This is a genomic window from Streptomyces sp. NPDC056486 (assembly GCF_042795295.1).
In the GTDB taxonomy this organism is placed as follows: Bacteria; Actinomycetota; Actinomycetes; order Streptomycetales; family Streptomycetaceae; genus Streptomyces.
Genome location: NZ_JBHTSF010000035.1, coordinates 15,081 through 38,638, shown reverse-complemented (window position 1 = coordinate 38,638; position 23,558 = coordinate 15,081). Strand labels below are relative to the sequence as shown.

Genomic DNA, 23,558 nt, shown 5'->3' with positions numbered 1-23,558 from the left:
CTCCGGGAAATCGAAGCGGCGCCTACTCCACCACTCTCAGGCGCCACCGAGCCGCACGACAGGCAGGAAGCGGCCCCTCCGGCGTGCGCGCGTCCCCCGATGGCGCGTATCGACCCCACACCGGGGTGGCCGAAGCCACCCCGGTCACTGCCTGGTTCGCCCTCTCAGGCCTCCGCCGCTAAGGGAACTGCGGCTTCTGCGGAGCCATCGAGCGCTCCGCCACCTCCGCCGCCACCCGCGCGTGGATTTCCTCCGGCGAGAGATAGACGTCCGTCATCTCGAAGTCGTTGAGCGTGGCGGGCCGTTGCCTCTGGAACCCGGTCCGTACGTAGTCGTCGCCCGCGAGCGCGTTGAGCCCCCAGTTCGCGGCCGTGCGGAAGCGTGCGGTGAGTGTGCGCATCGCCCCCAAGTGATAGCCGCGCGCAACGACTTGGGCGGGCAGCCCCGTCAGCTCCACGCCCATCGGCTTCGACACGGCCTGGATGCCGCCGAGGTCGACGACCAGGCCCATGTCCTTGTGCCGGTAGGCGGTAAGGGGCTGTCCCTTCAGCGCCGCGGTGACGTTCTTCGCGGCGGCCCATCCCTGCCGCATCGCGTGCTGCGCGGTCGGCGGGCAGATCGCCTCGCCGCCCTTGACGAGGTCGGGAACGGCCGCCGCGTCGCCGAGCGCGAACACGCCGTCAAGGCCTGGCACCGTCAGATTCGGCTCGACGACCAGACGGCCCCGGTTGGTCTCGGCGCCCAGCGTGGCGATGAGCGGGCTCGGCGCGACACCGGCGGTCCAGATCAGCGTGTGGCAGGGCAGCGTACGCCCGTCGGTCAGCGTGACGGTGTCGTCGGTCGCCTTCTCCACCGTCACACCGAGCGACACATGAATCCCGCGCCGCTGCACTATGGCGAGCGCCTTCTCGCCGAGCCGGTCACCCAGCTCGGGCATCAACTTCGGTGCCACGTCGACCAGATGCCACTTGATCTGCGACGGATCGAGCCCGGGGTAGCGCTTGACGGCGGCACTCGTCAGGCGGTGCAGATACGCCGCCGTCTCCGTCCCGGCGTACCCGCCGCCGACGACCACGAACTGCAGCCTGGCCTCCCGCTCGGCGCGGTCCGAGCTCGCGGCGGCCAGGTCGAGCTGGGAGATCACGTGGTCGCGGATCCAGGCGGCCTCGGCCAGCGTCTTCACGCCCACGGCGTGCAGGTCGACGCCGGGGATGTCGAACTGCCGGGTCACGCTGCCCGGGGTCAGGACGAGGTAGTCGTAGCGCTCGATGACCTCGTCGCCGTTGATCTTCCGTACGATCACGGCCTTCGCGTGCGGGTCCACCCCAATGGCCCCGCCCGGCACGATCGCGGTACGGCGCAGCATGCGGCGCAGCGGCACCGCGACCGACTGCGGGGTGAGCACGCCCGACGCGACGTGGGGGAGCAGGGGTAGATACAGCTGATGGTCCTGCGGGCTGATCAGTCGCAGCTCGGCGTCCTGCGCCTTGAGCGTCCGCTCCAGCTTGTGCGCGCACTCCATACCGGCGAAGCCACCGCCGATGATCAGAATCCGGGGACGTTGCATAAGAGATCGCTCCAGGGTTGGGCGAGGGGTCCGGTCAATCCTCCGACGAGGGGCGGCCCGACGCACCTCGGGTGCGCCGGGCGAGTCACTCGAGTACCCCGCAACCGTGACCTTCACGCGCTCTTCCCCGAGCGCTGCTTCTCCGAGCAGTCCAGAGAGAACAAGGGAGAGGCGAGAGGGAGGTCAGGGCAGCTCAGATGCTGGGCCGGTAGCGGATGGGATGGTCTTCCGGTACCTCGACGATGACGATCTTGACGCCGTCCGGGTCGGTGATCCACATCTCCACGAGCCCCCAGGGCTCCTTCACCGGCTCCCGCGCCACCTCCACCCCGCGCACCACGAAGTCCGCGTGCGCCGCCCGCGCGTCCGCCACCTGGAGCCACAGCTGAAGGCCGGGCGTGGGCGGAGTCGCCGAGCGGCCGGAGACCTCGAGGAAGCCGCCGCCGAGGAAGTAGACCGTGCCGCGCTCGGGGCCCGTGCCGAACTCGCGGTAGACGGCGAGGCCCAGCGCGTCGCCGTAGAACGCGCGTGAGCGCTCGGGGTCGGTGGGACGGAGGAGGATCCTGCTGCTCAGTACATGCACCATGCAGCCGCACCTTAGTAGGGGGATACCCTCGGCGGTGCCTCGCCCACGCCGCGCAGGAAAGCGGTGGGCCAGAGAGATCGGAGAACCCGCCCCATGGACACCGCACCGCGCCCCAGCACGAGCGACCTCACCTTCCGGGACGCCACCGACGCGGACGTCGACGCGCTCGTCTCGCTCATAGAGTCGGCGTACCGCGGCGATTCCAGCCGGGCCGGCTGGACCACAGAGGCGGACATCCTCCAGGGGCAGCGGACCGACCCGCAGGGTGTCGTCGACGTCATCAAGTCGCCGGCCGGCAAGCTGCTCACGGTCGAGCGCGACGGTGAGATCGTCGCCTGCTGCCAGCTCGAACACCGCGGTGAGCACGCCTACTTCGGGATGTTCGCGGTGAGCCCGGCGCTCCAGGGCGCGGGTCTCGGCAAGGTGATCATGGCGGAGGCCGAGCGGACCGTACGCGAGGCGTGGGACGCGAAGGAGATGCACATGACCGTGATCTCCGTACGCGACGACCTCATCGCCTGGTACGAGCGGCGCGGCTACCGCCGTACGGGAAAGATGACCCCCTTCCCGTACGGCGACGAGCGATTCGGCATTCCGCAGCGGGACGACCTGCAGTTCGAGCTGCTGGTCAAGCCCCTCGCCTGAGCGCGGCCGGGAGAACCCGGGCGCGGCCGGGAGGAGCGGTCAGGCCGTGAAGCGGCCCGTCCGCTTGATGTCCGGATAGTCCGTGGTCGCTCCGTCCAGTTGCAGCGCGCGCACGAGCCGCAGATCGTCCTGCGTGTTCACGACCCAGCCGATGATCCGCAGGTCGGCCTTCCTGGCACGCTCGGTGATCTCCAGGGTCAGGCGCCTGATGTTCAGTACCAGGGTGGTGGCGCCGACCGCCGTGGCGCGCTCCACGACGTCGGTGCCGTAGCGGCTCGCGACGAGCGCGGTGCGGACGCCCGGGACCAGGCGCGCGATCTCGGCGATCGCCTCGTCGTGGAAGGAGATCACCTCGACGCGGCCGACCAGATCGCGCCGGTGCATCACCTCGGCGAGGGCGCGGGCGGCGGCCACATCCTTGATCTCGGCCTGCAGCGGCGCCTGCACGGCGTCCAGGACCTCTTCGAAGACGGGGACGCGCTCGCCGCGCCCAGCGTCGAGCTCCCGCAGCTCGGCCAGGGTCTTCTCGGCGATCGGTCCCTTCCCGTCGGTCGTACGGGCCACGTCGGCGTCGTGCATGACGACGAGGGCGCCGTCCTTGCTCAGATGCAGATCGAGTTCGATGAGATCGAGGCCCGCGGCTTGCGCGGCGATGAAGGACCGAAGGGTGTTCTCGGGTTCGACACCCATGACCCCGCGGTGACCGATGGTGAGGAAGTTCAAGGTTCACTCGCTTCCGTCGACGGCGGCTCGGTGGCCACGCGGCGAGGACGGAGGTGCCACGCGGCAATGTCGCAGCCTAACGGCCCGCCTCGGTGAAGGAAGTGCCCGTACGGGGTTGCCCCGAAGAATCGGAGTCGTCCGCTCTGATTCCCACGATCCCCAGGAGTAGCCCGGTGATGACGGCGGCGACAAGGACGGCGCGGGTGCTCACAGGTGCACTGCTCCATACGGCGGGGGCGGCTGACACCGCCCGTCCTACCGGTCGGCGGCCCCGCGCCGCGAGCAACGTCACCCGTGGGTGGGCGAGTCCCCGGGGGGTTGACCGGAGGGGGCGCGGTCGGTGATTTTGGCGCGATCAGTGCGCATCTCGGCCGCGGATTCCGACCCGGCTCCCGCCCCGGCTCCCGCCGCGGATTCCGCGAGGTCGGCAAGCATCGCCTGGGCCAGTTCGATTTCCGCCTCAAGGCGCCGGCCGCTCCAGCGGAGCGCGATCTGCGGATGCGTCCACGCCTCCTGCCCGTCCGCGCGGGCGAGCGCGTCGTGCACCTCCTTCAGTTCGCCCCGCGTGTGCGCGATGTGCTCGCTCACCAGGGCCCGCAGGTGATCCGGCGCCGCGAGGTGCCCGAGCCAGACCCGGAGCAGCAGCGGATGCTTCAGGACGGGCGGCCCCGCGTCCTCGGCGCCCCCCGCCCATCCGACGAGCGCGGCACGGCCCTCGGCCGTGATGGCGTACGACCGCTTCGCGCGGGGCTCCTCGGGCCCCGAGCGCCGGGACGTGGCGTACCCGAGCGCTTCGAGGCGGCGCAGTTCGGCGTAGATCTGGCTGATGGCGGGTGCCCAGTAGAAGTGGCGCAGCGAGGCGTCCGCCCACTTCTTCAGTTCGTATCCGGTCCGTTCCCCGGGGAAGGAGAGCAGGCCGAGCACGGCCCACGCCGTCGGCGGCAGCTCGGCGGGCGGCTTGTGCTGCGGTGAGGTGGGGCGGGGGGCTGCCATATGACTGATTGAAGTGAACGTCACAGCGTCGGCGCAAGATGCGTGCGGTGCGAAGGGCGTGCGGGGGTATAGGGGGTTCATGAGTGATCTCCCGACGCCGCACATCCGCAGACTGCTCGGCGCCACCGACCGTCTCGCGTTCCGCCGCGTGGCCGCCCGCTCCTGGCCGGCGGCGCAGCCCGTCCTGCCCCGGCTGAGCCGCACTGCCGACCACGGACTGCTGTGGTTCGGCATCGCCGCGGGAATGTGGGCCTTCGGCGGTGCGCGCGGCAGGCGTGCGGCAGTGCGCGGTGTCGCATCGCTGGCTCTCGCGTCGGCCACGGTCAACACCCTGGGCAAGAGCGCGGTGCGCCGCTCGAGGCCGGTCCTCGACACCGTGCCGGTGATACGGCATCTCTCCCGGCAGCCGGTCACCAGCTCGTTCCCCTCCGGGCATGCGGCATCGGCGGCGGCCTTCGCCGCCGGTGTGGCCCTTGAGTCGCGGGGGATGGGCGTGGCCGTGGCCCCGGTCGCGGCGTCGGTGGCCTTCTCCCGCGTCTACACCGGAGTGCACTACCCCAGCGATGTCCTGGTCGGCGCGGCCCTGGGCGTCGGCGCCGCCTACGCGGTGCGCGGCATGGTGCCGTCGCGGGCGCAGCTGCCACCGCCCGCCCGGCCCCGTACGGACGCGCCCGCGCTGCCGGACGGCGATGGCCTCGTCGTGGTGGTGAACCCCTCTTCCGGGGCCCAGCCGCAACTCCTTGACCCGGTCCGGCAGTTGAAGACGGCCCTGCCCAAGGCAGAGGTGATCCTCTACGAGGAGGAAGCGGGGCCGCTGCCCAAGGTCCTGGAGGAAGCGGCCAGGGAGGCGGCCCGGCGCGGCGGAGTCTTCGGCGTGTGCGGGGGAGACGGCACGGTGAACGCCGCCGTGACACCGGCCCTGCGGTTCGACGTGCCGCTGATGGTCCTTCCGGGCGGAACGTTCAACCACTTCGCCGCGGACCTGGGCGTCGACACGGTCGCGGACGCCTGCGCCGCCCTCGCTGTGGGCAGTGCCGTACGTGCCGACGTCGGCCGGATCAAGCCCCTGGCAGGGATCGGTCCCGACGGCCGGTCGTACTCCGATCCTGTGTACTTCCTGAACACCTTCAGCCTCGGCGCCTACCCCGAACTCGTCCGCATCAGGGAGGAGTGGTCCCCGAAGATCGGCGGTCCGCCCGCCGCCCTGCTCGGCGTCGCCCAGATCATCCACACGGGGCGGCCGCTGCGCGCGGTGGTGAACGGCAAGGCCCGCTCGATGTGGCTGCTCTTCGCGGGCAACGGCGCCTACCGCAGCGCCGGCATCGCCCCGGTGCGCAGGCACGACCTGGCCGACGGTCTTCTCGACGTGCGCATCGCGAACGGCGGGCACTTCGCGCGCAGCCGCCTCCTCGCCGCGGCGGTGGCCGGTCAGCTGGCCAAGACCCGCCTGTACGCGTCCGCCAAGGCCCAGCGTCTGGTCATCTCCGGCCTGCCCGAGGACACACAGATGGCGTACGACGGTGAACTCGCCCCCGCGCCCCCCGCCCTGCTCCTCGACAAGCTCCCCGAGGCGCTCACCGTCTACCGGCCGATCGCCGACTGACCCCGGCGCGGGCACGGAAGACGTACGGAACGCGTACGGAAGGCATTACGCCAAGCGGCGCACACTCGGCGTGCGCGCCGGGCCCGCCGCCGGTGTGCTGGCCCTCATGGGCTACGACATAGACAGCCCGCGTGAAGCGGGCACCACACGACGTGACGTACTGAGCGTCGCCGCGGTCCTCATGGCCGGCGGCGCCTTCACGGTGGCGGGACCGGCGCCGCACGCAGCCGCGGAGTCCGACGGCGGCTGCGGCGTCGGCTACGACGAGGAGTTCGAGGCGGCTCTCGCCGAGGCGGACGAGGCGGTCCCCGAGACCCGCGCGCTCGCCCCGGAACGACCTCCCGGAAGATTCGCCCTGCCGCTGCGCCGGGGCTTTCGCGTCACCGCCCGCTACGGGGTGCGCGGCAACTGGATCGCCGGGCACCACACCGGCATCGACCTCGCCGTCCCGCAGGGAACCCCGGTGCACGCCGTGGGCGCGGGCACCGTCGTCCTGGCGCGCTGGTCGGGCGCGTACGGCAAGGCGGTGACGGTGCGACTGCGGGACGGGCACTACTCCGTGTACGGGCACCTCTCCCGCATCTCGGTACGCCAAGGGGCCCGCATCGGTACCGGAGACCGGATCGGCAGCAGCGGGGCCACAGGGCGTGCCACCGGACCCCACCTCCACCTGGAGATCCGGGCCCGGCGGGGCTACGGATCGGACATCAACCCGGTCAGGTATCTCGCGAAGCGCGGGGCACGGCTGCTGTGAGCCTGGCCGGGAGCGTCAGGAGCGTCGGGAGCGGGTGACTCGGTACTTACTGTCGAGTAAGGTCGGCCTCCCGTCGCCACCTCAGGAGGCAGCATGTCGCCGGCACCCCGTTCCCCGATGCTTCTGGCCGGTCTGCTCGCCGGGGCCGGAGTCCTGCACTTCGCCGTCCCGAAGGCGTTCGACGCCACCGTGCCGCGCGTCCTGCCCGGATCGCCGCGCACCTGGACGTACGCGAGCGCCGTGGTCGAGTTCGGCCTTGCGGCCGGAGTGGCGCTGCCCCGCACCAGGCGCCCCGCGGCCCTTGCCACGGCGGCCTTCTTCGTGGGCGTGTTCCCCGCCAACGTACAAATGGCGGTGGACTGGCGTCGCCGCTCCGCCCCGCTCAGGGCTGCAGCGATAGGCCGCCTCCCGCTCCAGGTCCCGCTCGTGCTGTGGGCCAGGAACGTGGCGGGGGCCTCGCGTCGCGTCGGCGGCGAGTCCTAGGGCCCTTCTGATGGATCTCCGCGGCGTCGCGACGCCCGGCACGCACCCCCACTGCCTTAAGGGCGTGGGAGGTACCCCCTCTCACCGCACGGCGCAAAGGGACAGGTGGCTCCGCCACATGACCCTTCACGCCGCACGCCGAGGGCACGCACCGAACGCCGCTCCTTCTCCCACGGAGATCCATCAGAAGGGCCCTAGCGCACCGCGCTGCGGCCCTCGACCGCCGTGGAGGTCGTCGTGGTGTGGGCCAGGTGCGCGGTCCGTGCCGGGACGTCGACCGTATAGGTGTCCACGGTCATGGCCCGCTCGGAGACCTTGAGCACCATGAACCCCACGTCGGAGAAGTTCTGCCAGGCGGCGGGGTGGTCGAAGTGGGCCCTGCCGTCACCGGACTTGGCGGCGGCCCCGCTGACGATCTGGCGGGTGCCCGCCGTACGGGCCGTGGGCTCGAGGACCTGGAGGGTGTGGTCGTGCCCGGACAGGATCAGGTCGGCCCTGCCGCACACCACCTGTTCGTACAGCTCCTTGAGGTGGATCCCGCTCGTGTAGTGGCCGATGACGAATCCGTCGTACGAACCGGCGTTGCCGTGCTTCCTGTTGTTCAGCGGACTCTTGCGAGGAGCCCCGGGCGTTCACGCCCGGGAGGAATCGCATCCCGTCGCTGCGACGCGGAGCGTCGCGGTGTCGTGACCGGCGGAGCCGGTGGGGAGCGCTGGGACGGCTGGTCCGGCGGAGCCGGACGTGAAGGCTCAGCCGGGGCGCTTCTGGTTCTCGATGTACTCCTTGATGACCTTGAGTGGGGCCCCTCCGGCGGACGCGGCGAAGTATGAGGGTGACCAGAAATGGTCGCCCCAGAGGTACTTGCGGATGTGGCCGGGGAACTCCTGGCGCAGGCGGCGGGCCGTGACGCCCTTGAGGGAGCCGACCAGCCGGGACAGGGCGACCTTGGGGGGATAGTGGACGAGGAGGTGGACGTGGTCGGTTTCGCCGTTGAACTCCGTCAGCTCAGCGCCGAAGTCGGTGCAGACGTCCCGCATGACCTCCTCGCAGCGGGCGAGGATGTCGTCGGTGAAGGGGCCGCGCCGGTACTTCGGGGTGAAGACCAAGTGCGCGTGGAGGGTGGAGACAACTGTTCTACCCCTCCTCAGATCGGGGTTAGGTTCCCATCGAGGTGACATGGACTGATTGTAGGAGTGTTAGCTTCGGGTCATGAAGCTGGTGGTGCGGGTCAAACTGCTGCCGACGCCCGCACAGGCGGCGGCACTTGAGACGACCCTGCACGCCTGCAACGAGGCCGCGACCTGGGTGGCGCAGGTCGCGTTCGAGAAGGACGTCCGCCGCCCGCTGGGCCTGCGCAAGCACACCTACACCGAGGTCAGGCAGCGGTGGGCGCTGGGCGCGCAGGCCGCCCAGCATGCGATCAAGAAGACCTGTGACGCCTACACCACCCTGCGCGCCAACCTCCGCAGCGGACGGTACGGGCGGCCCGGCACCACGCGCCACACCCGCGCGTCAGGCAAGCCCGTCACCTTCCGGCCGGAGGCGGCCCAGCCCTACGACGACCGGATGCTGTCCTGGCAGCACGAGGCCCGCACGGTGTCGATCTGGACCACGTCGGGCCGGCTGAAGGGCGTGGCGTTCACCGGGCAGGCCGAGCAACTGGCCGTGCTGGCCGCACATCGCCAGGGTGAGTCCGACCTGGTCCGCCAGGGCGGGAAGTGGTTTCTGATCGCGACCTGCGAGATCCCCGAGAATGCCTTGAACGCCCACCCGGTGGGCTTCATCGGGGTCGACCTGGGGATCGTGAACATCGCCGCCACCTCCGACGGTGAGCGCCACTCTGGCCGTCGGGTCAACCGGAAGCGGGAGAACGACCGGGCGCTGCGGTCCAAGCTGCAGAAGAAGGGCACGAAGTCCGCGAAGCGGCGGGCGAAGAAGTACGCGGGCAAGGAAGCCCGTCGTAACAAGGACATCAACCACAAGATTTCGAAGCGGATCGTGGCGGAGGCTGAACGCACCGGTCGCGGGATCGCCCTGGAGGAACTGACGGGCATCCGCGAGCGGGCACGGCTGAGAAAGCCCCAACGCACCACGCTCCACTCCTGGGCCTTCGCCCAGCTCGGCGCCTTCCTCGCCTACAAAGCGAAGAGGGCCGGGGTGCCGGTGATCTACATCGATCCGGCGTACACCAGCCAGGAATGCTCCCAGTGCCACCACACCGCACGCGGAAACCGGCCCTCCCAGGCCCGCTTCGCGTGCACGTCCTGCGGCTTCGTTGAGCACGCGGATCACAACTCGTCCCACAACATCTCCCACCTCGGATGGATGGCGTGGGTTCGCGGGGCCCAGTCAACGGCCCCAGCCCTCACACTCATCGCGTGAGAGCCGGACGCAGCCAGGACCCATCACAGCCAGTGATGACCTGAGCAGCAAGCCCGGGACTTCAGTCCCGGGTAGTTGACGTAGGGATGGTGGCCGAGCACCACCTTCCAGCGGGCCCGTGACGTGGCCAGTACGTCACGACCTCCCTCTACGAGTCCCAGCTCGCCCTGCACATCAACTGGGCCACCGGCTACTTCGCCACCGGGGAACGGCCGACGCGCCTGGGCTCCGGCCACCCGAGCCTCGTCCCGTACCAGGCCTACGCCGCCTCCGACGGGCACTTCGTGATCGCCGTCGGCAGCGACGGCCTCTTCCGCCGCCTGAGTCAGACGCTCGGCCACCCGGAGTGGGCCGACGACCCGCGCTTCGCCACCAACCGCGCCCGCGTCACCCACCGCAACGCCCTCAACGCCAAGTTGGAGGCGGTCCTCGTCGACGAGACCGTGGCTCACTGGTGCGCGCTGCTCAAGCCGCGAGGCGTCCCCGTCGCCCCCATCCGCACCCTCGACGAGGTCTACGACTGCCCGCAGACCGAGGCGCTCGGCATGGTCCAGAAGGTCGACCACCCGGACGTGGGCCCGCTCCAGCAGGTCGCCTTCCCCGTCAGCTTCCGCGGCGAACGCCCCGCCGTACGCACCGCACCGCCCACCCTCGGCCTGCACAGCAGGGATGTACTCGCCGAACTCGGCTACGAAGAAGCGGACATCGACCGTCTGCTCGACCACCCGCAGAACCCGCAGAACCCGCAGCACCCACAGCACCCGCAAGGAGCCTGACCATGCCGTTCCCCGCCCTCGACGCCGTCGACCCGCTGAACCTGGAGGCGCTCCTCACCGACGAGGAGCGCGCCGTGCGCGACACGGTCCGCCAGTACCTCGACGACAAGGTGGAGCCCCACATCGCCGACTGGTTCGAGTCCGGAGAGCTGCCGGACCTGCCCGAACTCGCCCGCGCATTCGGCAAGATGGGCCTGCTCGGCATGCACCTGGAGGGCTACGGCTGCGCCGGCATGTCGGCCCGCGCGTACGGAATCGCCTGCCGTGAACTGGAGGCGACCGACTCCGGCCTTCGCTCCTTCGTCTCCGTTCAGGGATCCCTGGCGATGTTCGCCATCCACCGCTTCGGCTCCGAGGAGCAGAAGCGGGAGTGGCTGCCGCGCATGGCGGAAGGATCCGCCATCGGCTGCTTCGGCCTGACCGAACCCGACCACGGCTCCGACCCGTCCTCCATGACCACCCGCGCCCGCCGCGACGGGGAGGACTGGATCCTCGACGGCCGCAAGATGTGGATCACGAACGGTTCGGTGGCGGCCGTCGCCGTCGTCTGGGCGCGGACGCAGGACGGCGTACGAGGCTTCATCGTGCCCACCGAAACGCCCGGCTTCTCCGCGCCGGTCATCAAGCACAAGATGTCGCTGCGCGCCTCCGTCACCAGCGAACTCGTTCTGGACGGCGTCCGGTTGCCCGCGTCCGCGCTGCTCCCGGCGGCGAACGGCGTCGGCGCCCCGCTCACCTGCCTGAACGAGGCGCGCTACGGCATCGTCTGGGGCGTCACGGGCGCGGCCCGCTCGGCCTGGCGGTCGGCGCGCGACTACGCCCTGCAGCGCGAGCAGTTCGGCAAGCCGATCGCGGGCTTCCAGCTGACGCAGCAGAAGCTGGTGGACATGGCACTCGAACTCCACAAGGCGACACTGACCGCCCTGCACCTGTCCGCCCTCAAGGACTCGCCCGCCGGTGTCCACCCGGCGCAGATCAGCTTCGGCAAGCTGAACAACGTACGCGAGGCCATCGAGATCTGCCGCACCGCGCGCACGATCCTCGGCGCGAACGGCATCTCGCTGGAGTACCCGGTGATCCGGCACGCCAACAACCTGGAGTCGGTGCTGACCTACGAGGGAACGAGCGAGATGCACACGCTCGCCATCGGCCAGGCCCTCACCGGCCACGCGGCCTTCCGCTGACCGGGCCCTCAGGTGCCGAGTTCGTGCAGCGCGGCGCCCACCAGCGTCCGCACTCCCGGCAGCAGGACCGAGAGATCCGGGGCGAACAGAGGGCTGTGATTGCCCGGCACGCCGGTGATCTTCTCGCCGAGTTCCTGGCCGGGCGCCGCCTGCCAGGCGGCCCCCGGCGTCGAGGGCACGAACCAGAAGTCGTAGGGCACCCCGGCGGGCACGAGGAGGGAGAAGTCCTCGCTGCCCATCGCGGGACCGAAGTCCAACACGCTCGCCTTGCCGAACAGTTCGCGGTGCACGGACGCGATGTCCGCGTCGAGCGCGGCGTCGTTGACGGTGGCAGGGAAGCTCGCGCCGATGGTCACCTCCGGCGGCGTGAGGCACCCGGCGGCCCGGCACTCTCCTTCGACGATGCGGCGGACGGCGGACAGGACCCGCTCGCGCACCGTCACGTCCTGCGTACGGAGGTTGAGGCCGAGCCGGGCCTCCGCGGGGATGATGTTGGGCCGCTGCCCGGCGTTGAACTGGCCGGTGGTGAGCACCACCGCATCCGACGCGGACACCTCCCGGGACACCACCGTCTGCAGCCGGGTCACGATGTACGCGGCCGTCACCACCGGATCGACGGTGGCCTCGGGCCGTGAGCCGTGGCCGCCGACGCCGTGCACCACGATCTCCAGGTTGTCGGCGGACGACATGATCAGCCCCGGCGTGTGGGAGACGAGCCCGGCGGGCCCGGGGGCGACATGCTGGCCGAAGACCGCGTCGGGGCGGGGGAAGCGCTCCTGCAGCCCGTCGGTGACCATGGCGTTCGCCCCGCCGCCCGCTTCCTCGGCGGGCTGCCCGATCACCACGAGGGTGCCCGACCAGGTCTCCCTGGCCGCCGCGAGGGTTTCGGCCGCGAACGTCAGCCAGGTGACGTGCATGTCGTGGCCGCAGGCGTGCATGACACCGTCGACGGTGGAGGCGTACGGAAGGCCCGTGGTCTCCGTGACGGGCAGCGCGTCCATGTCCCCGCGCAGCCACACCACGGGCCCGTCGCCGTTCTCCAGGACCCCCACGACGCCGGTGCCGCCCACCCCGGTGGTCACCGCGTACCCGGCGCCGCGAAGTCGTTCGGCGAGGATCCCGGCCGTGCGGTGCTCCTGGAAGGAGAGCTCGGGGTGGCGATGCAGGTCCTGGTAGTAGCCCTCGAGATCACTCGCCCTCAGCCCTGAGGTGATGTCCAGGGCCTGGCTCGCTGCGGTTGCTGCCTTGGGCATGAGGCTCCTCGCGTTTCGAGACGGTCGTCCTCACCCTCGCACAAGGCGCGCCGCCCGGCAGCAGCCGCTGCGGTGACCGGCTCAGCTCAGGGACTTCCAGAAGTCGTACCGGTGGTCCTCGGCGAAGTCCACCGGGCGGATGCCGCCGGGGCCCGAGGCGAGGGACTGCGTGTGCGGTTCGGCGGGGGTGGTGGGCTTCCAGTCGGCCTTGCCGGTGCGGGCGAAGTCCGTCCAGACGCGGATCATGGCGTCGGAGAGGTCCCGCTGGGCGGGGTCGAGCTTCTCGTAGTCGTCGATCTCGAAGAGGTAGGGCAGCTCGAAGAGGTGTCCGGCACCGGCAGGGAACCCGGGCTTCGGGTACATCGGGTCCGCGTACCAGGGAGTCTCCTTCTCGGCGAACTCGTAGGAGTACGTGGGTACGTGTCCGGCGAGGGCGCGGCCGGTGTCGAGGGAGGGCTTGGCGAACTGCGCGTCGGTGAGGGCGGCGGCGAGCGCCAGGGCGGGGGTGTCGTCGTGGGCGCTCACGGGGTAGCGCGCGGCTACGGTCGCGGCCTTCTCCTTGCCGAACTCCTCGTCCAGGCGGTCCCGGTAGTCGGCTGCGTCGATCGTCGCGTCCGGGTCGCCCGTGGTCTGCTTCTTGGCGAGCTCCATGCCGTAGACCATCGCCCGCATCTCGTCGTGGTTGATGCCCTGAAGGACCGGAACCTTGTTGAACCGGCCCGTGGCGAAAGCCTCTTCGGGAGCAAGCGGCAGCAACTTGCCGCCGTATACGGGGGAGTAGCCCGGGCCCTGCCCGAAGGGGTGGATCAGATCCTCGACGGGTGCCTTGCGCCAGTTCTTCACGCCGGGCATGTTCTCGATGTCGGCGGCCGTCTTCTCGCCCTGCCGCAGGGCAGCCGCGCGGCTGGTCTTTCCGGCGGTGCTCGCGCAGGGGCCGCTCTGCGAGATGACACGGTCGAAGAGGCCGGCGGACGAGGGGGCGACCAGGTGGGCGCAGGCGCTGTGGGAGCCTGCGGACTGGCCGAAGAGCGTGACGTTGTCGGGGTTGCCGCCGAAGGCTGAGGCGTTGTGCCGCACCCAGCGCAGGGCGGCCTGCTGGTCGAGGAAGCCGTAGTTGCCGGACTCGCCGCGCCGGGAGCCCTTCTCCAGGCCGGGGTGGGCGAGATAACCAAGTGCGCCGAGGCGGTAGTTGACGGTCACGACGATCACATCGCCCTGTGCGGCGAGCCGCTGGGCTCCGTGCATGGCGCCCTCGCCGTCGGTGTGGTCACCGCCGTGCAGATAGACCATGACGGGGCGGGGCTTGGTGGGTTCGGCGCGCGGGGTGGTGACGTTGACGAAGAGGCAGTCTTCGGTGTCGGACTTGGGCCCCGCGGGCGGGGTGAGGCCGGTCTGCGGGCAGGCGGAACGTGGCTCGGTGGCGTCTTTGATCCCCCGCCACTTCTTGGCGGGCGCGGTGGGCGCCCAGCGTCGCTCGCCGGTGGGCGGGGCGGCGTAGGGGATGCCTTCGAAGGTGCGCACGGTGTCGGTGACGGTGCCGCGTACGGAGCCCTTGTCGGTCCGCACCACAGAGGGGCCGGTGCCGTCCGTAGTGCCCGTGCCTGCGGTGGCCGTGCCCGCGCCGGCCGTGACCGTCAGGGCGGCCAAGGTTCCGGTGGCGAGTGTGACGGCGATGGCTGTGTGTGCTGTCCGCTTCAACATGTAGACGAGCGTATGGATTCGAAGATGCGGCGAGCAGCCGGACAGCCACCGCTCGCAGGGTGGTGCCAGCACCACCCCGCCCGCACGGAGACTCGGCAGCCTGCCGCCGGACGCCGGGGAGAGCCACCCGGAAGCACCCGCCGGATACTCGGGCGCTGATGGCCGCCTCTACCGGAGAATCAGGCAACTGACCTCCCATGCAGCAAAGTTGATGTATCCGAAGGCAGGCTCCAGTACGCTCCGTGCAACATTGACCACCCACCGCGCGGCGGTCACGTACGGCACGGGGGTGCGCCGGATGAGCCGGGAGCTGGGATTCGAGGGGCTCATCGAGGACGAAGGCTTCTTTCCCAGGCTCCTGGGCCGCAACGCCCGGGGCCGCGACGAGAAGCTTCTGTACGGGCCCGACCTGCCCGTCGTGCTGCTCACCGGCGGCCCCGGCATGGGCAAGCAGCGGCTCCTCGAACTGCTGCGGGACCAGTTCGGGCGGAAGGTTCCGGTGGCGTACGTGGACTGTGCGGACGCGCGGTACGCGGAAGAGGCCGCGAGGCGCGCCGGCTGCCGCTCGGAGGCCACGGAGACGATGTACGACATCGCGCTGCGGGTGAGCGAGTGGGAGGGGCCTGGCGGTGCGCTGCCCGCGCCGCGCTTCTTCGCCGGGATGGCGGCGGTCGCTGCGGGCGCGCGGCTGCGGCGCCGGGCGCTCGAGGAGGAACTGGCCCGCTACCGGGTCCTGTTGCAGCCACGCAGGGCGCTCGGCCGGTTCATGCGCAATGTGCTGACCGGCTATCTGTCCGCGCTCGCCGGAGTGGTCGCCCCCGCGGCGGCGCCGCTGGTGGGCGCCGCCCTCACGGAGTTCCTGGAGAAGTTGGCGAGCACCGGCGCCGAACCGGTGCGCGCCACCTACGGCGACTATCCCGGCGCCGCGGGCAGCGCCGGTACCGGGCTGCGGCTGCTCGCCCACGACTTCCAACAGGACGGCGACGAGCGGGAGTTCGCGGAGGGCTTCCTCTTCCGCGCCCTGCGCGAGGACTTGGACGCCGCCTACACCGGATTCGGCGCCGCACTCACCCGGGTCGGCCGCCCCGCCGTGCTGCTGCAACACGCCAACTGGCCGGTGGGACGCGGGCTCCTGACGGCGGCGCTCGCCGACCGGGCCCACGGCCACCGCGAGCGCACGGTGCTCGTGGCGAGCGAACGGGCGGCAGAACCGCTGTTCCTTGCCGACGAGCCGCGCACTGAGCAACTCGCGGGCTACCGGCCCGACCAGGAGGAGCCGCCCCCCTGGCAGCGGCTGCCCACGCGCGGCCGTCTCGGTCAGGGCGTACTGCTCCTCCACATGCCGCTGCTCACCACCGAGCACATCAACAAGGAACTGCAACGGCACACCGGCGGTGCACCGGAGGCGGCTCGGCTGCGCCGGGCGCAGAGCGCGGTGCACCGGCTCTCCGGCCGCCGCCCCCGGACCGTGCAGCGCCTCGTCGAGTCGGCCGGCGAGCTGCCGGAGCTGGACAATGACCGGGAACTCCTCGACCAGTCCGCGGTGCTCGACGGGGAGCCACTCGCCGTACGGGACGTCCTGCTCGCCGAGTTGGTGCTCGGACAGCTGCCCGAGCGGCTGCCCGTCGAGCACACCGACCGCTGGCTCGACCTGCTGACCCAGCTGTCGGTCGCGCACACCGGTGACTGCGCCCGTGCCCTGCTGCGCATACCGCAGCTGGAACAGACGGCGGGCGGGCTCACCGCGGACCAGGTGGGGGGATACCTCCTGGAGAGCGGCTGGCCCGCCTGCGAGCGGCACTTCATCGGCGACTTCGGCCTCCGGCAGCTCCTGATGAGCAGGCTGCACGGGCCGCCGGACGCGGGCGACGAATGGCGCCGCAACCACGGCCTGCTGCACGCGCACTACCGAAGACGGGCCGAGACCCCCGACCGCGCCTTCGGCACCACCGCGGCACACGGACTCAACCACGACCTGGTCGCCCATGGCCCCGAGCGCGCGGTGCGCCACCTCGCCGTCAAGTTCCCGGTGTACGGCGAGGGCGCCGAGGAGTGGTGCGACCAGCTGCTCGCGCTCGCCCAGGCCCCTTCACCCGGCGGCCACGACGAGCGGCACGCCCGTATGACCGTGGCCCGGATCGAGGGCACCAAGCTGGAGCGCCAGCTGGACGAACTGCTGCACGCCGTGTGGCTCTGCGAGGAGCGCACCAGGCCGCCGGACATCGCCGCGGCCGACCGGATGACGCACCTCATGCAGGAGCTGGCCCGGGAGTACGCGGAGGCCGCGCCCGTGCTCACCGCGCGGGCCGGACGCTGGGAGCGCCGCGCCCGCAACCGGCAGCCGCTGCAGTCCTGTTCCTGCACGGCCCACATCGGAGAGGGGAGCTGAGGGGATGTTCCAGACCGCCGCCGACTGGCTGCACGAGCACCTGTGGAACACGCTGCTGAAGAAGATCATCACGTGCGTCATCGCCGCCCTCCTCGCCGTGGGGGCGTACGGCCTCGTCTCGCGGCTCACCGAGCAGGCGGGCAGCTGCGCCGACGGCGTGACCAAGTCCGGCGGCGAGTGCGTCGGCGTCAACGGCTCCGGCTACGACTTCGGGGAGCCGCAGATCGCCCCGGTCGCGGCCCGGATCGCCGAGGAGAACCGCCGGATCGACAAGCAGCCGCATGTCACCGTGGCGATGATGCTGCCGCTGCAGCCGGAGTCGAAGGCCGAGCGGCAGCAGCTGCGCAGCGAACTGCAGGGCGCCTTCCTTGCGCAGTACCGTGCCAACCGGGAGCCGGGGAAGCCGGTGGTGCGTCTGGTGCTCGCCAACCCGGGCAAGGACTACCTCCGGCAGGACGAGGTGGTGCCGGAGCTGGTGCGGATGTCGCGCTCCGGGAGCGACAACCTCCGCGCCGTGACCGGGTTCAACCTTTCCCTGGACGCCACGAAGAAGGCGGTGCGCAGCCTCACCGAACAGCAGGTGCCGGTGCTCGTGGCGCGGGCGTCGGCGAGTTCACTCGCCAACGGGGAGAGCAAGGACGGGACGTACGACTTCAAGGGTCTCGCCCGGATCATCCCCACCAACGAACAACAGGCCAGGGCTCTTGCCGCCTACAACGGCAGCCGCAAGGACCGGCAGACCGTCCTGGTCCGCGACACCCGGCCCGACCCGTACGTCCGCTCGCTCGCCCGCGCCTTCCAGAAGCTGCCGGAGGACGGCCCGGCAGGACCCGACGACATGACCTTCACGTCCCCCGGAGTCGCCGACCCTGGCGACGTCGACAACCAGTTCAGACCGACGGTCAACACGATCTGCAACTCGGGCGCGGACACGGTCTACTTCGCGGGCCGCTCGACCCATCTGAGGCTGTTCCTCAAGAGCCTCGCCAAGGAGGCGTGCGCGGAGCGGAAGTTCACCGTGGTGTCCGGCTCGGACGCGGCCTCGCTGAACAACCGGATGACCGACGAGGACTGGGCCGAGCTCCGCGACGGCTCCGGCAAGCCGCGCTTGACCGTGCAGTACGCCGCGCCGGCCCACCCCGATGCCTGGAGCGCCGAGGTGAGCAAATGGCAGGCCGATGAGGAGAAGCGGACCGGAAAGAAGCCACCCGGGTCGAAGGCCCCAGGATCGCTGCGCGACCCGCTGGACGAGCTGGCGCGACTGGAGAAAACGGTGGCCGCGCTGAAGGCGGCGGGACGCGACATCGGCGACGTGGAACTGGGCGACTCCCGCACCATGATGGTGCACGACGGAGTACGCACCGCGGTCGAGGCGATCCGCGGCGCGAAGCCCACCGGGGAGGCGGCACCCTCCGCCGAGCAGGTGGGCAACCGCTGGGCCACGATGCAGTCGAAGAACCGCGTGAACGGCACCAGCGGCCGTATCTGCCTCACCAAAGCAGGCAACCCGTACGACAAGCCGCTCGCGGTCGTCGAGCTGAAACCGGGGACGAAGGCGGGCCCGGGCACGCTGGACTTCGTGGGCCTGGCCTGGCCGACCGGCAAGCGACAGCCGGAGGACTGTGTCGTACGGGGCGAGTAAGGGGGCAAGGGTGGCGCGGCGTCAGCGGATGACGTCGAAGACGTTCTTCTGAAGGCCGTTGGCGTACGCCTCGTGCTCGACGAGCTTCAGCTGCTGGGTGTCCTTGTCCGTGGCGCTGAACAGCCGCTTGCCCGCGCCGAGCAGCAGCGGGAAGACGAGCAGGTGGTAGCGGTCGATCAGCCCGGCGTCGGAGAGGTTCCGGTTCAGGGTGGCGCTGCCGTGCACGATGATCGGCCCTCCCTCGGTTTTCTTCAGCGTGGCCACCTCGTCGAGCGAGCGCAGGATCGTGGTCTCTCCCCAGTCCGACACCAGATCGCCCTCGGCGAGGCTGGTGGAGACGACGTACTTGGGCATCACCTTGTAGTCCGCGAACTCCTCCATGCCCGGCCAGACCGTGCTGAAGGCTTCATAACTGACCCGGCCCAACATCATCGCCGAGGCTTCCTGCTGCTCCCGGCCCTTGATCTCGAACGCCTCGGGGACGAACTCCACGTCCTTGAAGGTCCACCCGGAATTCCGGTAGCCGGGCTCGCCGCCCGGGGCCTCCACGACACCGTCGAGCGAGACGAAAGCGGTGCTGATCAACGTACGCATCTCAAGATCTCCTGGTGGGGTCGCCGATGGTTGCCGCTCCATCCTTGCGGCTACGGGGCTATTGACCGCGCTGCACGCGAGAACTAATCGGTGGCGTTCGGCGAGGGGAGACCGGCGGTGGGCGACGCCCACGGGGCGTGCAGCCGGAAGGGCTTGGTCATCCCGGAGTTTGGAAAGGCGTTGTCCGCTCCCGCCTGCTCGTTCTACCCTGGCGCCGAGGCCCGCCCCCAGCCCCCGGAACGGCCCGACCGCTCCGCTCGCGTTCCGGCGCCGAGCGGAAGGCATGTCGGTAACCCAGGCTGCCGGGTCCGTACCTCCTTGCAGCGGACGCACGGACACCGGCCGGTCCCGCCGGCTGTTGTATCAGGGGGCCATTCCCGCGGCCCCTCGGTCACCGGCCGGTGCGGACACCTGCTCCTGGGGCGCCAGGGGGAGCCTGCCCCCAGGAGCGCCGCGGCCGCCGCCGCCGAATTCGGCGGCGGCCGCAGGCTCCGACAGCACCGTCCACTACCCGGAGCCCACCCCCGCTTACCCGCCCTCCACGGCCCAACACCACGGTGGATGCACCTATATCGAGGGTGCGCGGGCCCTCGGTGATCCTGTCTCGGCGCCCCTCGACCCGTGCGGATCGTCTTCCCGCTGCCGCACGTGGAGTGAGCAGCGGATACGGTGCTCTGGTGACTGATGGGGAGGGGACGGTGCCCGGGACCGCGCTGCTGATTGCGGCGGCGCCGGTCGGCAAGGCCCGTATCGTGGATGCGGCTTCCGTGCTGCCCGTGCTTGCTGCGGTGTCGCCGGCGGTGCTCGCCGGGACCGCGACAGCGAGTGTGGTGGAGCTGGCGGACCCGCTGGATCCGCAGACAGTGCTCACCCGGCTGCGTGCTGCCGCGATGGCGCCGGGGCCTTTGACGGTGTATCTGGTCGGGCAGTTGCACCTCGATCGCCGTCAGCAACTGCAGCATGTGGCGCTTGCGCGGACCACGTCGGCGACGGTGCGCTACACCGGTTTCCCCTGGCACTGGATCGCCCAGGAGCTGCGCCTTCGCCCGCCGGGCAGCACGACCGTCATCGCCGATCTCCATGCCGATACGGACAGCTGGCAGCAGCTGTCGCAGCGTCCCCTGGACGTGGGGACGGGTGTGGCTCTGTACGGCCGGGTCGCTCCGCCGCCCGGTCGGCGTGCCATCGCGGTGCCTTCGTACATGAAGGCGCTTGCGACGGTTTTGCGCAGCGGGCACCGGCCGCCGCTGCCGGACCTGCATCAGCACGTCGTCGCCCAGGCGTTGGAGGAGGGTGCGACCGACATCGTGCTGTTCGCCGACCCTGCCGCCTCCTTCCCCGGCGGCGGTCCTGGAGCCGGCCTCGGGGGTGGCCCCGGCGGCGGCTTCGGAGGCGCGCGAAGCCGGGTGCCGGTACCCGCCCAACAGCAAGGCCCCACCCCTGACACACCACCTTCCGCGGCGCCGCGGGCCCCAGGTGCGGACCCGCACGCGGCGATCACCAAGGCCGTGGAGGCGGGACGGCACGGCGAGGCCGCGGCGATGGCGGCGGCGTGGGAGCAGGAGGCGCTGCGTACGTACGGGCCCTCCTCACCCGAGGTGGTGCACTGGATGGAGGTGCGCGGACATCTGGCGATCTTCGCCAAGGATCCGGCCCGCAGCTGCGAGATCTGGCTGGCCGTGGTCTCCGCCAGGCTCACGGCAGGCCAAGCCCTCGACGCCCCCGATGTCGAGGCCGCCGCGGACCTGGCCCACCACCAGTGGGAGCAGGTACGCGACCCGGGCACCGTCCGCGAACTCGGCCCGGCCCTCGTCGCGTTGCGGCGCCGCGTGCCGGGCCGCCAGCGCGGCACGGTGAACCTCGTTCAGCAGCGACTCGTGCAGTTCCACACGCAGGTCGGCTGAAGTCCGGTCCACGGCTCAGACGGCAGCCTCGTGGTGCGGCGAGCCGAACCACTTCGGCAACTGGCTCAACAGATCCTGCTGATCCTCACCGACCCACGCCACGTGACCGTCCGGCCGCAACAGCACGGCGGGCACGTCGAGTTCCTCGCTGACGTCGACGACGTGATCGATCCGGTCGGCCCACCCGGCGACCGAAAGCCTGCCGGTCTGGTCGAGCAGCAGTCCGCGGCCTTCGTGCATCAGCTCGTAGAGACGGCTCTGCTTCAGTTCCACGTCCCGCATCCGCAGCCCGAGCAGTTCGTGGCCCTCACCGAAGTCGTAGCGGACGTCGACCGCGGTGATCATTCCGGTCACGTAGCGGTTCACCTCCTCGAAGTCCATCAGCTTGGAGAACAGCTCCCGCAGCGCGGTCGCACCCGGGTCGGTCCCGAGCAGCGTGATCTGCGCGCGGGTGTTCTCGACGACACGGGCGCCCACCGGGTGCCGTTCGGCGTGGTAGGTGTCGAGCAGCCCATCGGGCGCCCAGCCGTCGACCGCGGCGGCCAGCTTCCAGCCGAGGTTGAACGCGTCCTGCACGCCGAGGTTGAGCCCCTGCCCGCCGGTCGGCGGGTGAATGTGCGCCGCGTCACCGGCCAGGAGCACCCGGCCGACCCGGTAGCGCTCCGCCTGCCGGCTGGCGTCGCCGAACCGGGAGAGCCAGCGCGGCGAGTGCACGCCGAAGTCGGTGCCCGCGTGGGCCCGCAGCTGCTGTTTGAAGTCGTCGAGGGTCGGCTCGGTGGCACGGTCCTCGCTCACCCCGTCGGCGGGTACGACAACGCGGTACAACCCGTTCTCGCTGGGGGCGACCCCGAACCGCAGCTGGGTCTTGCGGACTTCATCGACGACGGAGGCGATCGTCGCCGGATCCTCGGTCACCTCCATTTCACCGAGGAGCGTCTCGACCGTGGCGGGCTGGCCGGGGAAATCGACGCCGAGCAGCTTGCGCACGGTACTGCGGCCACCGTCGCACCCGACGAGATAGCGCGAGCGCAAGCGCGTGCCGTCCGCCAGCTCGACGGTCACTCCGGCCCCGTCCTTGGCACCGGCACCGGCACCGTCCCCGGCCCCGTCCTCGGTCTGGCTGAGACCGACCACTTCGCAGCCGCGCCGGACCTCCGCACGGAGCTCGACGGCGCGCTCGTTGAGCAGCCGCTCGGTGACCGGCTGCGGGGTGGCGACGCCGTACGGGTGAGCCGTGTCCAACCGGTCCGGCCACGCCTTCATGATGCCGCCGAAGAGACCGCCGACCTGGAACTTCTCGTTGACCGCGAGGAACCGGTCGAGGAGACCGCGCTGGTCCATCACCTCGACGCTGCGCGCGTGCAGGCCCTGCCCGCGGGACTGCTCGGTCGGCTTGGCCGACTTCTCGAGGACGACCACGTCCACGCCGTGCAGACGCAGCTCGCTCGCCAGCATCAAACCGGTCGGGCCGCCGCCGACCACGATCACATCAAACATGGAGACCCCCGTTCACGACGTTCGTGAAGTTGACTGCAACGTCGTCGATGACGTGCTGAAATCGCGAGAACAACACACGCACTTCGTGACTCTCATTTCCGTCGGCTCTGGCCTAGGCCGATGATTCTGCGGCAATACCGGGGTCTTGCCGCAAGGCCCCCCATGCGCTATATCTTGAGAGTGGCAGGGAGTACATACACTCCTTGCCATTGTTGTGTTCGGCCACGACTCGTTACGCGGAGTGGGCCCGTCGTGCAGGCGCTTCGGCCTCCCAGGCAAACCCGTCCGGGTCGGTGAAGGGCCCGTCGCCGCCGCCGATCATGAGCCGGTGAGATCCGGTGCCCTCGGGCGGGACACCCACATCCTTGGCAAGGGCCCGGTGCCGGTACAGCGCCAGCTTGAAGGGGCCCGGCCCACCCTCGAACTCGCAGTACACACGGCCGAAGCTCTTCGACACGGCGAGGCCCTGACCGACGTAGAACCGCTTGCTCGCGGTCATGTCCGCCACTCCCAGCAGGAGCACCATCTCGTCGATCTGCCGGGTGGCGGGGCCGGTGTCCTTCTTCGCCGATGTCGCCACCTTCCAGATCGCCCCGTCCGGGGCCTGTACGACACCGCCGTAGCCCCAGAGAGACTTCGCGGCGGGTTTCAGGGACGAGGCGCCGGCGTCGAGTGCGGTGTCGATGAGGCTGTTGACGTCGGCGGGCCGGGACACCGTGAGCGCCAGCGTGAACCCACGAAAGCCGGTGCTGGGTTCCTGAGGGGCCCGCAGACGTAGCTGCGTGTCCAGACCGAAGGCGGCGGAGTAGAAGCGGTGGGCGGCCGTGGTGTCGGCCACGTCGAGGGTGACGGATTCGATGAATGCCATGGCCAACACGCTAG

At 70.7% G+C, this 23,558-nt stretch carries 21 protein-coding genes and 1 pseudogene; 10 read left to right on the top strand and 12 right to left on the bottom strand.

Going from position 1 to position 23,558, the window contains the following annotated elements; translation table 11 throughout:
* Positions 1-178: 178 nt before the first annotated feature.
* Both ACFQ7F_RS16700 and ACFQ7F_RS16695 read right to left on the bottom strand, forming a co-directional pair.
* Entirely contained in the window at positions 179-1,567 is a 1,389-nt protein-coding gene (locus ACFQ7F_RS16700; RefSeq protein ID WP_383270970.1) for an NAD(P)/FAD-dependent oxidoreductase, read from the bottom strand.
* Positions 1,568-1,760: 193 nt separating this feature from the next.
* On the bottom strand, positions 1,761-2,153 hold the full coding sequence (locus ACFQ7F_RS16695) for a VOC family protein (protein ID WP_383270969.1): 393 nt from the start codon (positions 2,151-2,153) through the stop codon (positions 1,761-1,763).
* Positions 2,154-2,246: 93 nt separating this feature from the next.
* On the opposite strand from ACFQ7F_RS16695, the gene ACFQ7F_RS16690 reads away from it, so the two are divergent.
* Positions 2,247-2,798 carry a GNAT family N-acetyltransferase gene (locus ACFQ7F_RS16690; RefSeq protein WP_383270967.1) on the top strand — a complete coding sequence of 184 codons (552 nt, stop codon included), beginning with the start codon at positions 2,247-2,249 and terminating at the stop codon, positions 2,796-2,798.
* A gap of 39 nt (positions 2,799-2,837) precedes the next feature.
* Here the strand turns inward: ACFQ7F_RS16690 and ACFQ7F_RS16685 are convergent, their stop codons facing one another.
* From ACFQ7F_RS16685 to ACFQ7F_RS16675, 3 genes are all read right to left on the bottom strand, one after another.
* Positions 2,838-3,521, bottom strand: coding sequence for a glycerophosphodiester phosphodiesterase (locus tag ACFQ7F_RS16685; RefSeq protein WP_383270965.1), 684 nt, complete (start codon positions 3,519-3,521; stop codon positions 2,838-2,840).
* Between the two features lie 76 nt (positions 3,522-3,597).
* A complete protein-coding gene (locus tag ACFQ7F_RS16680) occupies positions 3,598-3,732 on the bottom strand; it encodes a hypothetical protein (protein WP_383270963.1) in 135 nt (44 codons plus the stop codon).
* Between the two features lie 77 nt (positions 3,733-3,809).
* Positions 3,810-4,514: a PadR family transcriptional regulator gene (locus tag ACFQ7F_RS16675; protein WP_383270961.1), complete on the bottom strand. Its 705-nt coding sequence runs from the start codon at positions 4,512-4,514 to the stop codon at positions 3,810-3,812.
* A 79-nt stretch (positions 4,515-4,593) separates the two neighbouring features.
* On the opposite strand from ACFQ7F_RS16675, the gene ACFQ7F_RS16670 reads away from it, so the two are divergent.
* From ACFQ7F_RS16670 to ACFQ7F_RS16660, 3 genes are all read left to right on the top strand, one after another.
* Entirely contained in the window at positions 4,594-6,117 is a 1,524-nt protein-coding gene (locus tag ACFQ7F_RS16670) for a bifunctional phosphatase PAP2/diacylglycerol kinase family protein (protein ID WP_383270959.1), read from the top strand.
* Positions 6,118-6,187: 70 nt separating this feature from the next.
* Positions 6,188-6,871, top strand: coding sequence for a M23 family metallopeptidase (locus ACFQ7F_RS16665; RefSeq protein ID WP_383270958.1), 684 nt, complete (start codon positions 6,188-6,190; stop codon positions 6,869-6,871).
* Positions 6,872-6,964: 93 nt separating this feature from the next.
* Positions 6,965-7,354, top strand: coding sequence for a hypothetical protein (locus ACFQ7F_RS16660; RefSeq protein WP_383270956.1), 390 nt, complete (start codon positions 6,965-6,967; stop codon positions 7,352-7,354).
* Between the two features lie 194 nt (positions 7,355-7,548).
* Here the strand turns inward: ACFQ7F_RS16660 and ACFQ7F_RS16655 are convergent, their stop codons facing one another.
* Complete coding sequence (locus ACFQ7F_RS16655) at positions 7,549-7,863, bottom strand: hypothetical protein (RefSeq protein ID WP_383270955.1); 315 nt, start codon at positions 7,861-7,863, stop codon at positions 7,549-7,551.
* A gap of 240 nt (positions 7,864-8,103) precedes the next feature.
* Positions 8,104-8,532 carry an IS200/IS605 family transposase gene (tnpA, locus tag ACFQ7F_RS16650; RefSeq protein WP_383270953.1) on the bottom strand — a complete coding sequence of 143 codons (429 nt, stop codon included), beginning with the start codon at positions 8,530-8,532 and terminating at the stop codon, positions 8,104-8,106.
* 31 nt (positions 8,533-8,563) lie between these two features.
* Between tnpA and ACFQ7F_RS16645 the strand changes: the two genes are divergently transcribed.
* The 3 genes and pseudogenes from ACFQ7F_RS16645 (at position 8,564) to ACFQ7F_RS16635 (ending at position 11,696) form a co-directional block, all read left to right on the top strand.
* On the top strand, positions 8,564-9,736 hold the full coding sequence (locus ACFQ7F_RS16645) for an RNA-guided endonuclease InsQ/TnpB family protein (RefSeq protein WP_383270952.1): 1,173 nt from the start codon (positions 8,564-8,566) through the stop codon (positions 9,734-9,736).
* A 134-nt stretch (positions 9,737-9,870) separates the two neighbouring features.
* A pseudogene (locus tag ACFQ7F_RS16640) lies at positions 9,871-10,512 on the top strand (CaiB/BaiF CoA transferase family protein); the annotation flags it as partial.
* A gap of 2 nt (positions 10,513-10,514) precedes the next feature.
* Positions 10,515-11,696 carry an acyl-CoA dehydrogenase family protein gene (locus ACFQ7F_RS16635; RefSeq protein WP_383270951.1) on the top strand — a complete coding sequence of 394 codons (1,182 nt, stop codon included), beginning with the start codon at positions 10,515-10,517 and terminating at the stop codon, positions 11,694-11,696.
* 8 nt (positions 11,697-11,704) lie between these two features.
* Here the strand turns inward: ACFQ7F_RS16635 and ACFQ7F_RS16630 are convergent, their stop codons facing one another.
* Both ACFQ7F_RS16630 and ACFQ7F_RS16625 read right to left on the bottom strand, forming a co-directional pair.
* Positions 11,705-12,949 (bottom strand): amidohydrolase, encoded by a 1,245-nt coding sequence (locus ACFQ7F_RS16630; RefSeq protein WP_383270949.1) that lies wholly within the window; start codon positions 12,947-12,949, stop codon positions 11,705-11,707.
* A gap of 81 nt (positions 12,950-13,030) precedes the next feature.
* Positions 13,031-14,650 (bottom strand): carboxylesterase/lipase family protein, encoded by a 1,620-nt coding sequence (locus ACFQ7F_RS16625; RefSeq protein WP_383270948.1) that lies wholly within the window; start codon positions 14,648-14,650, stop codon positions 13,031-13,033.
* A gap of 250 nt (positions 14,651-14,900) precedes the next feature.
* Between ACFQ7F_RS16625 and ACFQ7F_RS16620 the strand changes: the two genes are divergently transcribed.
* On the top strand, positions 14,901-17,039 hold the full coding sequence (locus tag ACFQ7F_RS16620) for a hypothetical protein (RefSeq protein ID WP_383270946.1): 2,139 nt from the start codon (positions 14,901-14,903) through the stop codon (positions 17,037-17,039).
* A 4-nt stretch (positions 17,040-17,043) separates the two neighbouring features.
* Complete coding sequence (locus ACFQ7F_RS16615) at positions 17,044-18,681, top strand: amino acid ABC transporter substrate-binding protein (RefSeq protein WP_383270945.1); 1,638 nt, start codon at positions 17,044-17,046, stop codon at positions 18,679-18,681.
* A gap of 21 nt (positions 18,682-18,702) precedes the next feature.
* On the opposite strand, the gene ACFQ7F_RS16610 is transcribed toward ACFQ7F_RS16615, so the two are convergent.
* Entirely contained in the window at positions 18,703-19,275 is a 573-nt protein-coding gene (locus tag ACFQ7F_RS16610) for a dihydrofolate reductase family protein (RefSeq protein WP_383270943.1), read from the bottom strand.
* A gap of 698 nt (positions 19,276-19,973) precedes the next feature.
* On the opposite strand from ACFQ7F_RS16610, the gene ACFQ7F_RS16605 reads away from it, so the two are divergent.
* A complete protein-coding gene (locus ACFQ7F_RS16605) occupies positions 19,974-21,179 on the top strand; it encodes a hypothetical protein (RefSeq protein WP_383271023.1) in 1,206 nt (401 codons plus the stop codon).
* A 15-nt stretch (positions 21,180-21,194) separates the two neighbouring features.
* Here the strand turns inward: ACFQ7F_RS16605 and rox are convergent, their stop codons facing one another.
* Positions 21,195-22,676, bottom strand: coding sequence for a rifampin monooxygenase (gene rox / locus ACFQ7F_RS16600; RefSeq protein ID WP_383270941.1), 1,482 nt, complete (start codon positions 22,674-22,676; stop codon positions 21,195-21,197).
* A 232-nt stretch (positions 22,677-22,908) separates the two neighbouring features.
* Positions 22,909-23,544, bottom strand: a complete 636-nt coding sequence (locus ACFQ7F_RS16595; protein WP_383270939.1) for a glyoxalase — start codon at positions 23,542-23,544, stop codon at positions 22,909-22,911.
* Positions 23,545-23,558 lie beyond the last annotated feature (14 nt).

Coding starts and splice junctions, on each gene's coding strand:
- ACFQ7F_RS16700 (WP_383270970.1), bottom strand. CDS start 1,567: ATGCAACGTCCCCGGATTCTGATCATCGGCGGTGGCTTCGCCGGTATG.
- ACFQ7F_RS16695 (WP_383270969.1), bottom strand. CDS start 2,153: ATGGTGCATGTACTGAGCAGCAGGATCCTCCTCCGTCCCACCGACCCC.
- ACFQ7F_RS16690 (WP_383270967.1), top strand. CDS start 2,247: ATGGACACCGCACCGCGCCCCAGCACGAGCGACCTCACCTTCCGGGAC.
- ACFQ7F_RS16675 (WP_383270961.1), bottom strand. CDS start 4,514: ATGGCAGCCCCCCGCCCCACCTCACCGCAGCACAAGCCGCCCGCCGAG.
- ACFQ7F_RS16670 (WP_383270959.1), top strand. CDS start 4,594: ATGAGTGATCTCCCGACGCCGCACATCCGCAGACTGCTCGGCGCCACC.
- ACFQ7F_RS16660 (WP_383270956.1), top strand. CDS start 6,965: ATGTCGCCGGCACCCCGTTCCCCGATGCTTCTGGCCGGTCTGCTCGCC.
- tnpA (WP_383270953.1), bottom strand. CDS start 8,532: ATGTCACCTCGATGGGAACCTAACCCCGATCTGAGGAGGGGTAGAACA.
- ACFQ7F_RS16645 (WP_383270952.1), top strand. CDS start 8,564: ATGAAGCTGGTGGTGCGGGTCAAACTGCTGCCGACGCCCGCACAGGCG.
- ACFQ7F_RS16635 (WP_383270951.1), top strand. CDS start 10,515: ATGCCGTTCCCCGCCCTCGACGCCGTCGACCCGCTGAACCTGGAGGCG.
- ACFQ7F_RS16630 (WP_383270949.1), bottom strand. CDS start 12,949: ATGCCCAAGGCAGCAACCGCAGCGAGCCAGGCCCTGGACATCACCTCA.
- ACFQ7F_RS16625 (WP_383270948.1), bottom strand. CDS start 14,650: ATGTTGAAGCGGACAGCACACACAGCCATCGCCGTCACACTCGCCACC.
- ACFQ7F_RS16615 (WP_383270945.1), top strand. CDS start 17,044: ATGTTCCAGACCGCCGCCGACTGGCTGCACGAGCACCTGTGGAACACG.
- ACFQ7F_RS16610 (WP_383270943.1), bottom strand. CDS start 19,275: ATGCGTACGTTGATCAGCACCGCTTTCGTCTCGCTCGACGGTGTCGTG.
- rox (WP_383270941.1), bottom strand. CDS start 22,676: ATGTTTGATGTGATCGTGGTCGGCGGCGGCCCGACCGGTTTGATGCTG.
- ACFQ7F_RS16595 (WP_383270939.1), bottom strand. CDS start 23,544: ATGGCATTCATCGAATCCGTCACCCTCGACGTGGCCGACACCACGGCC.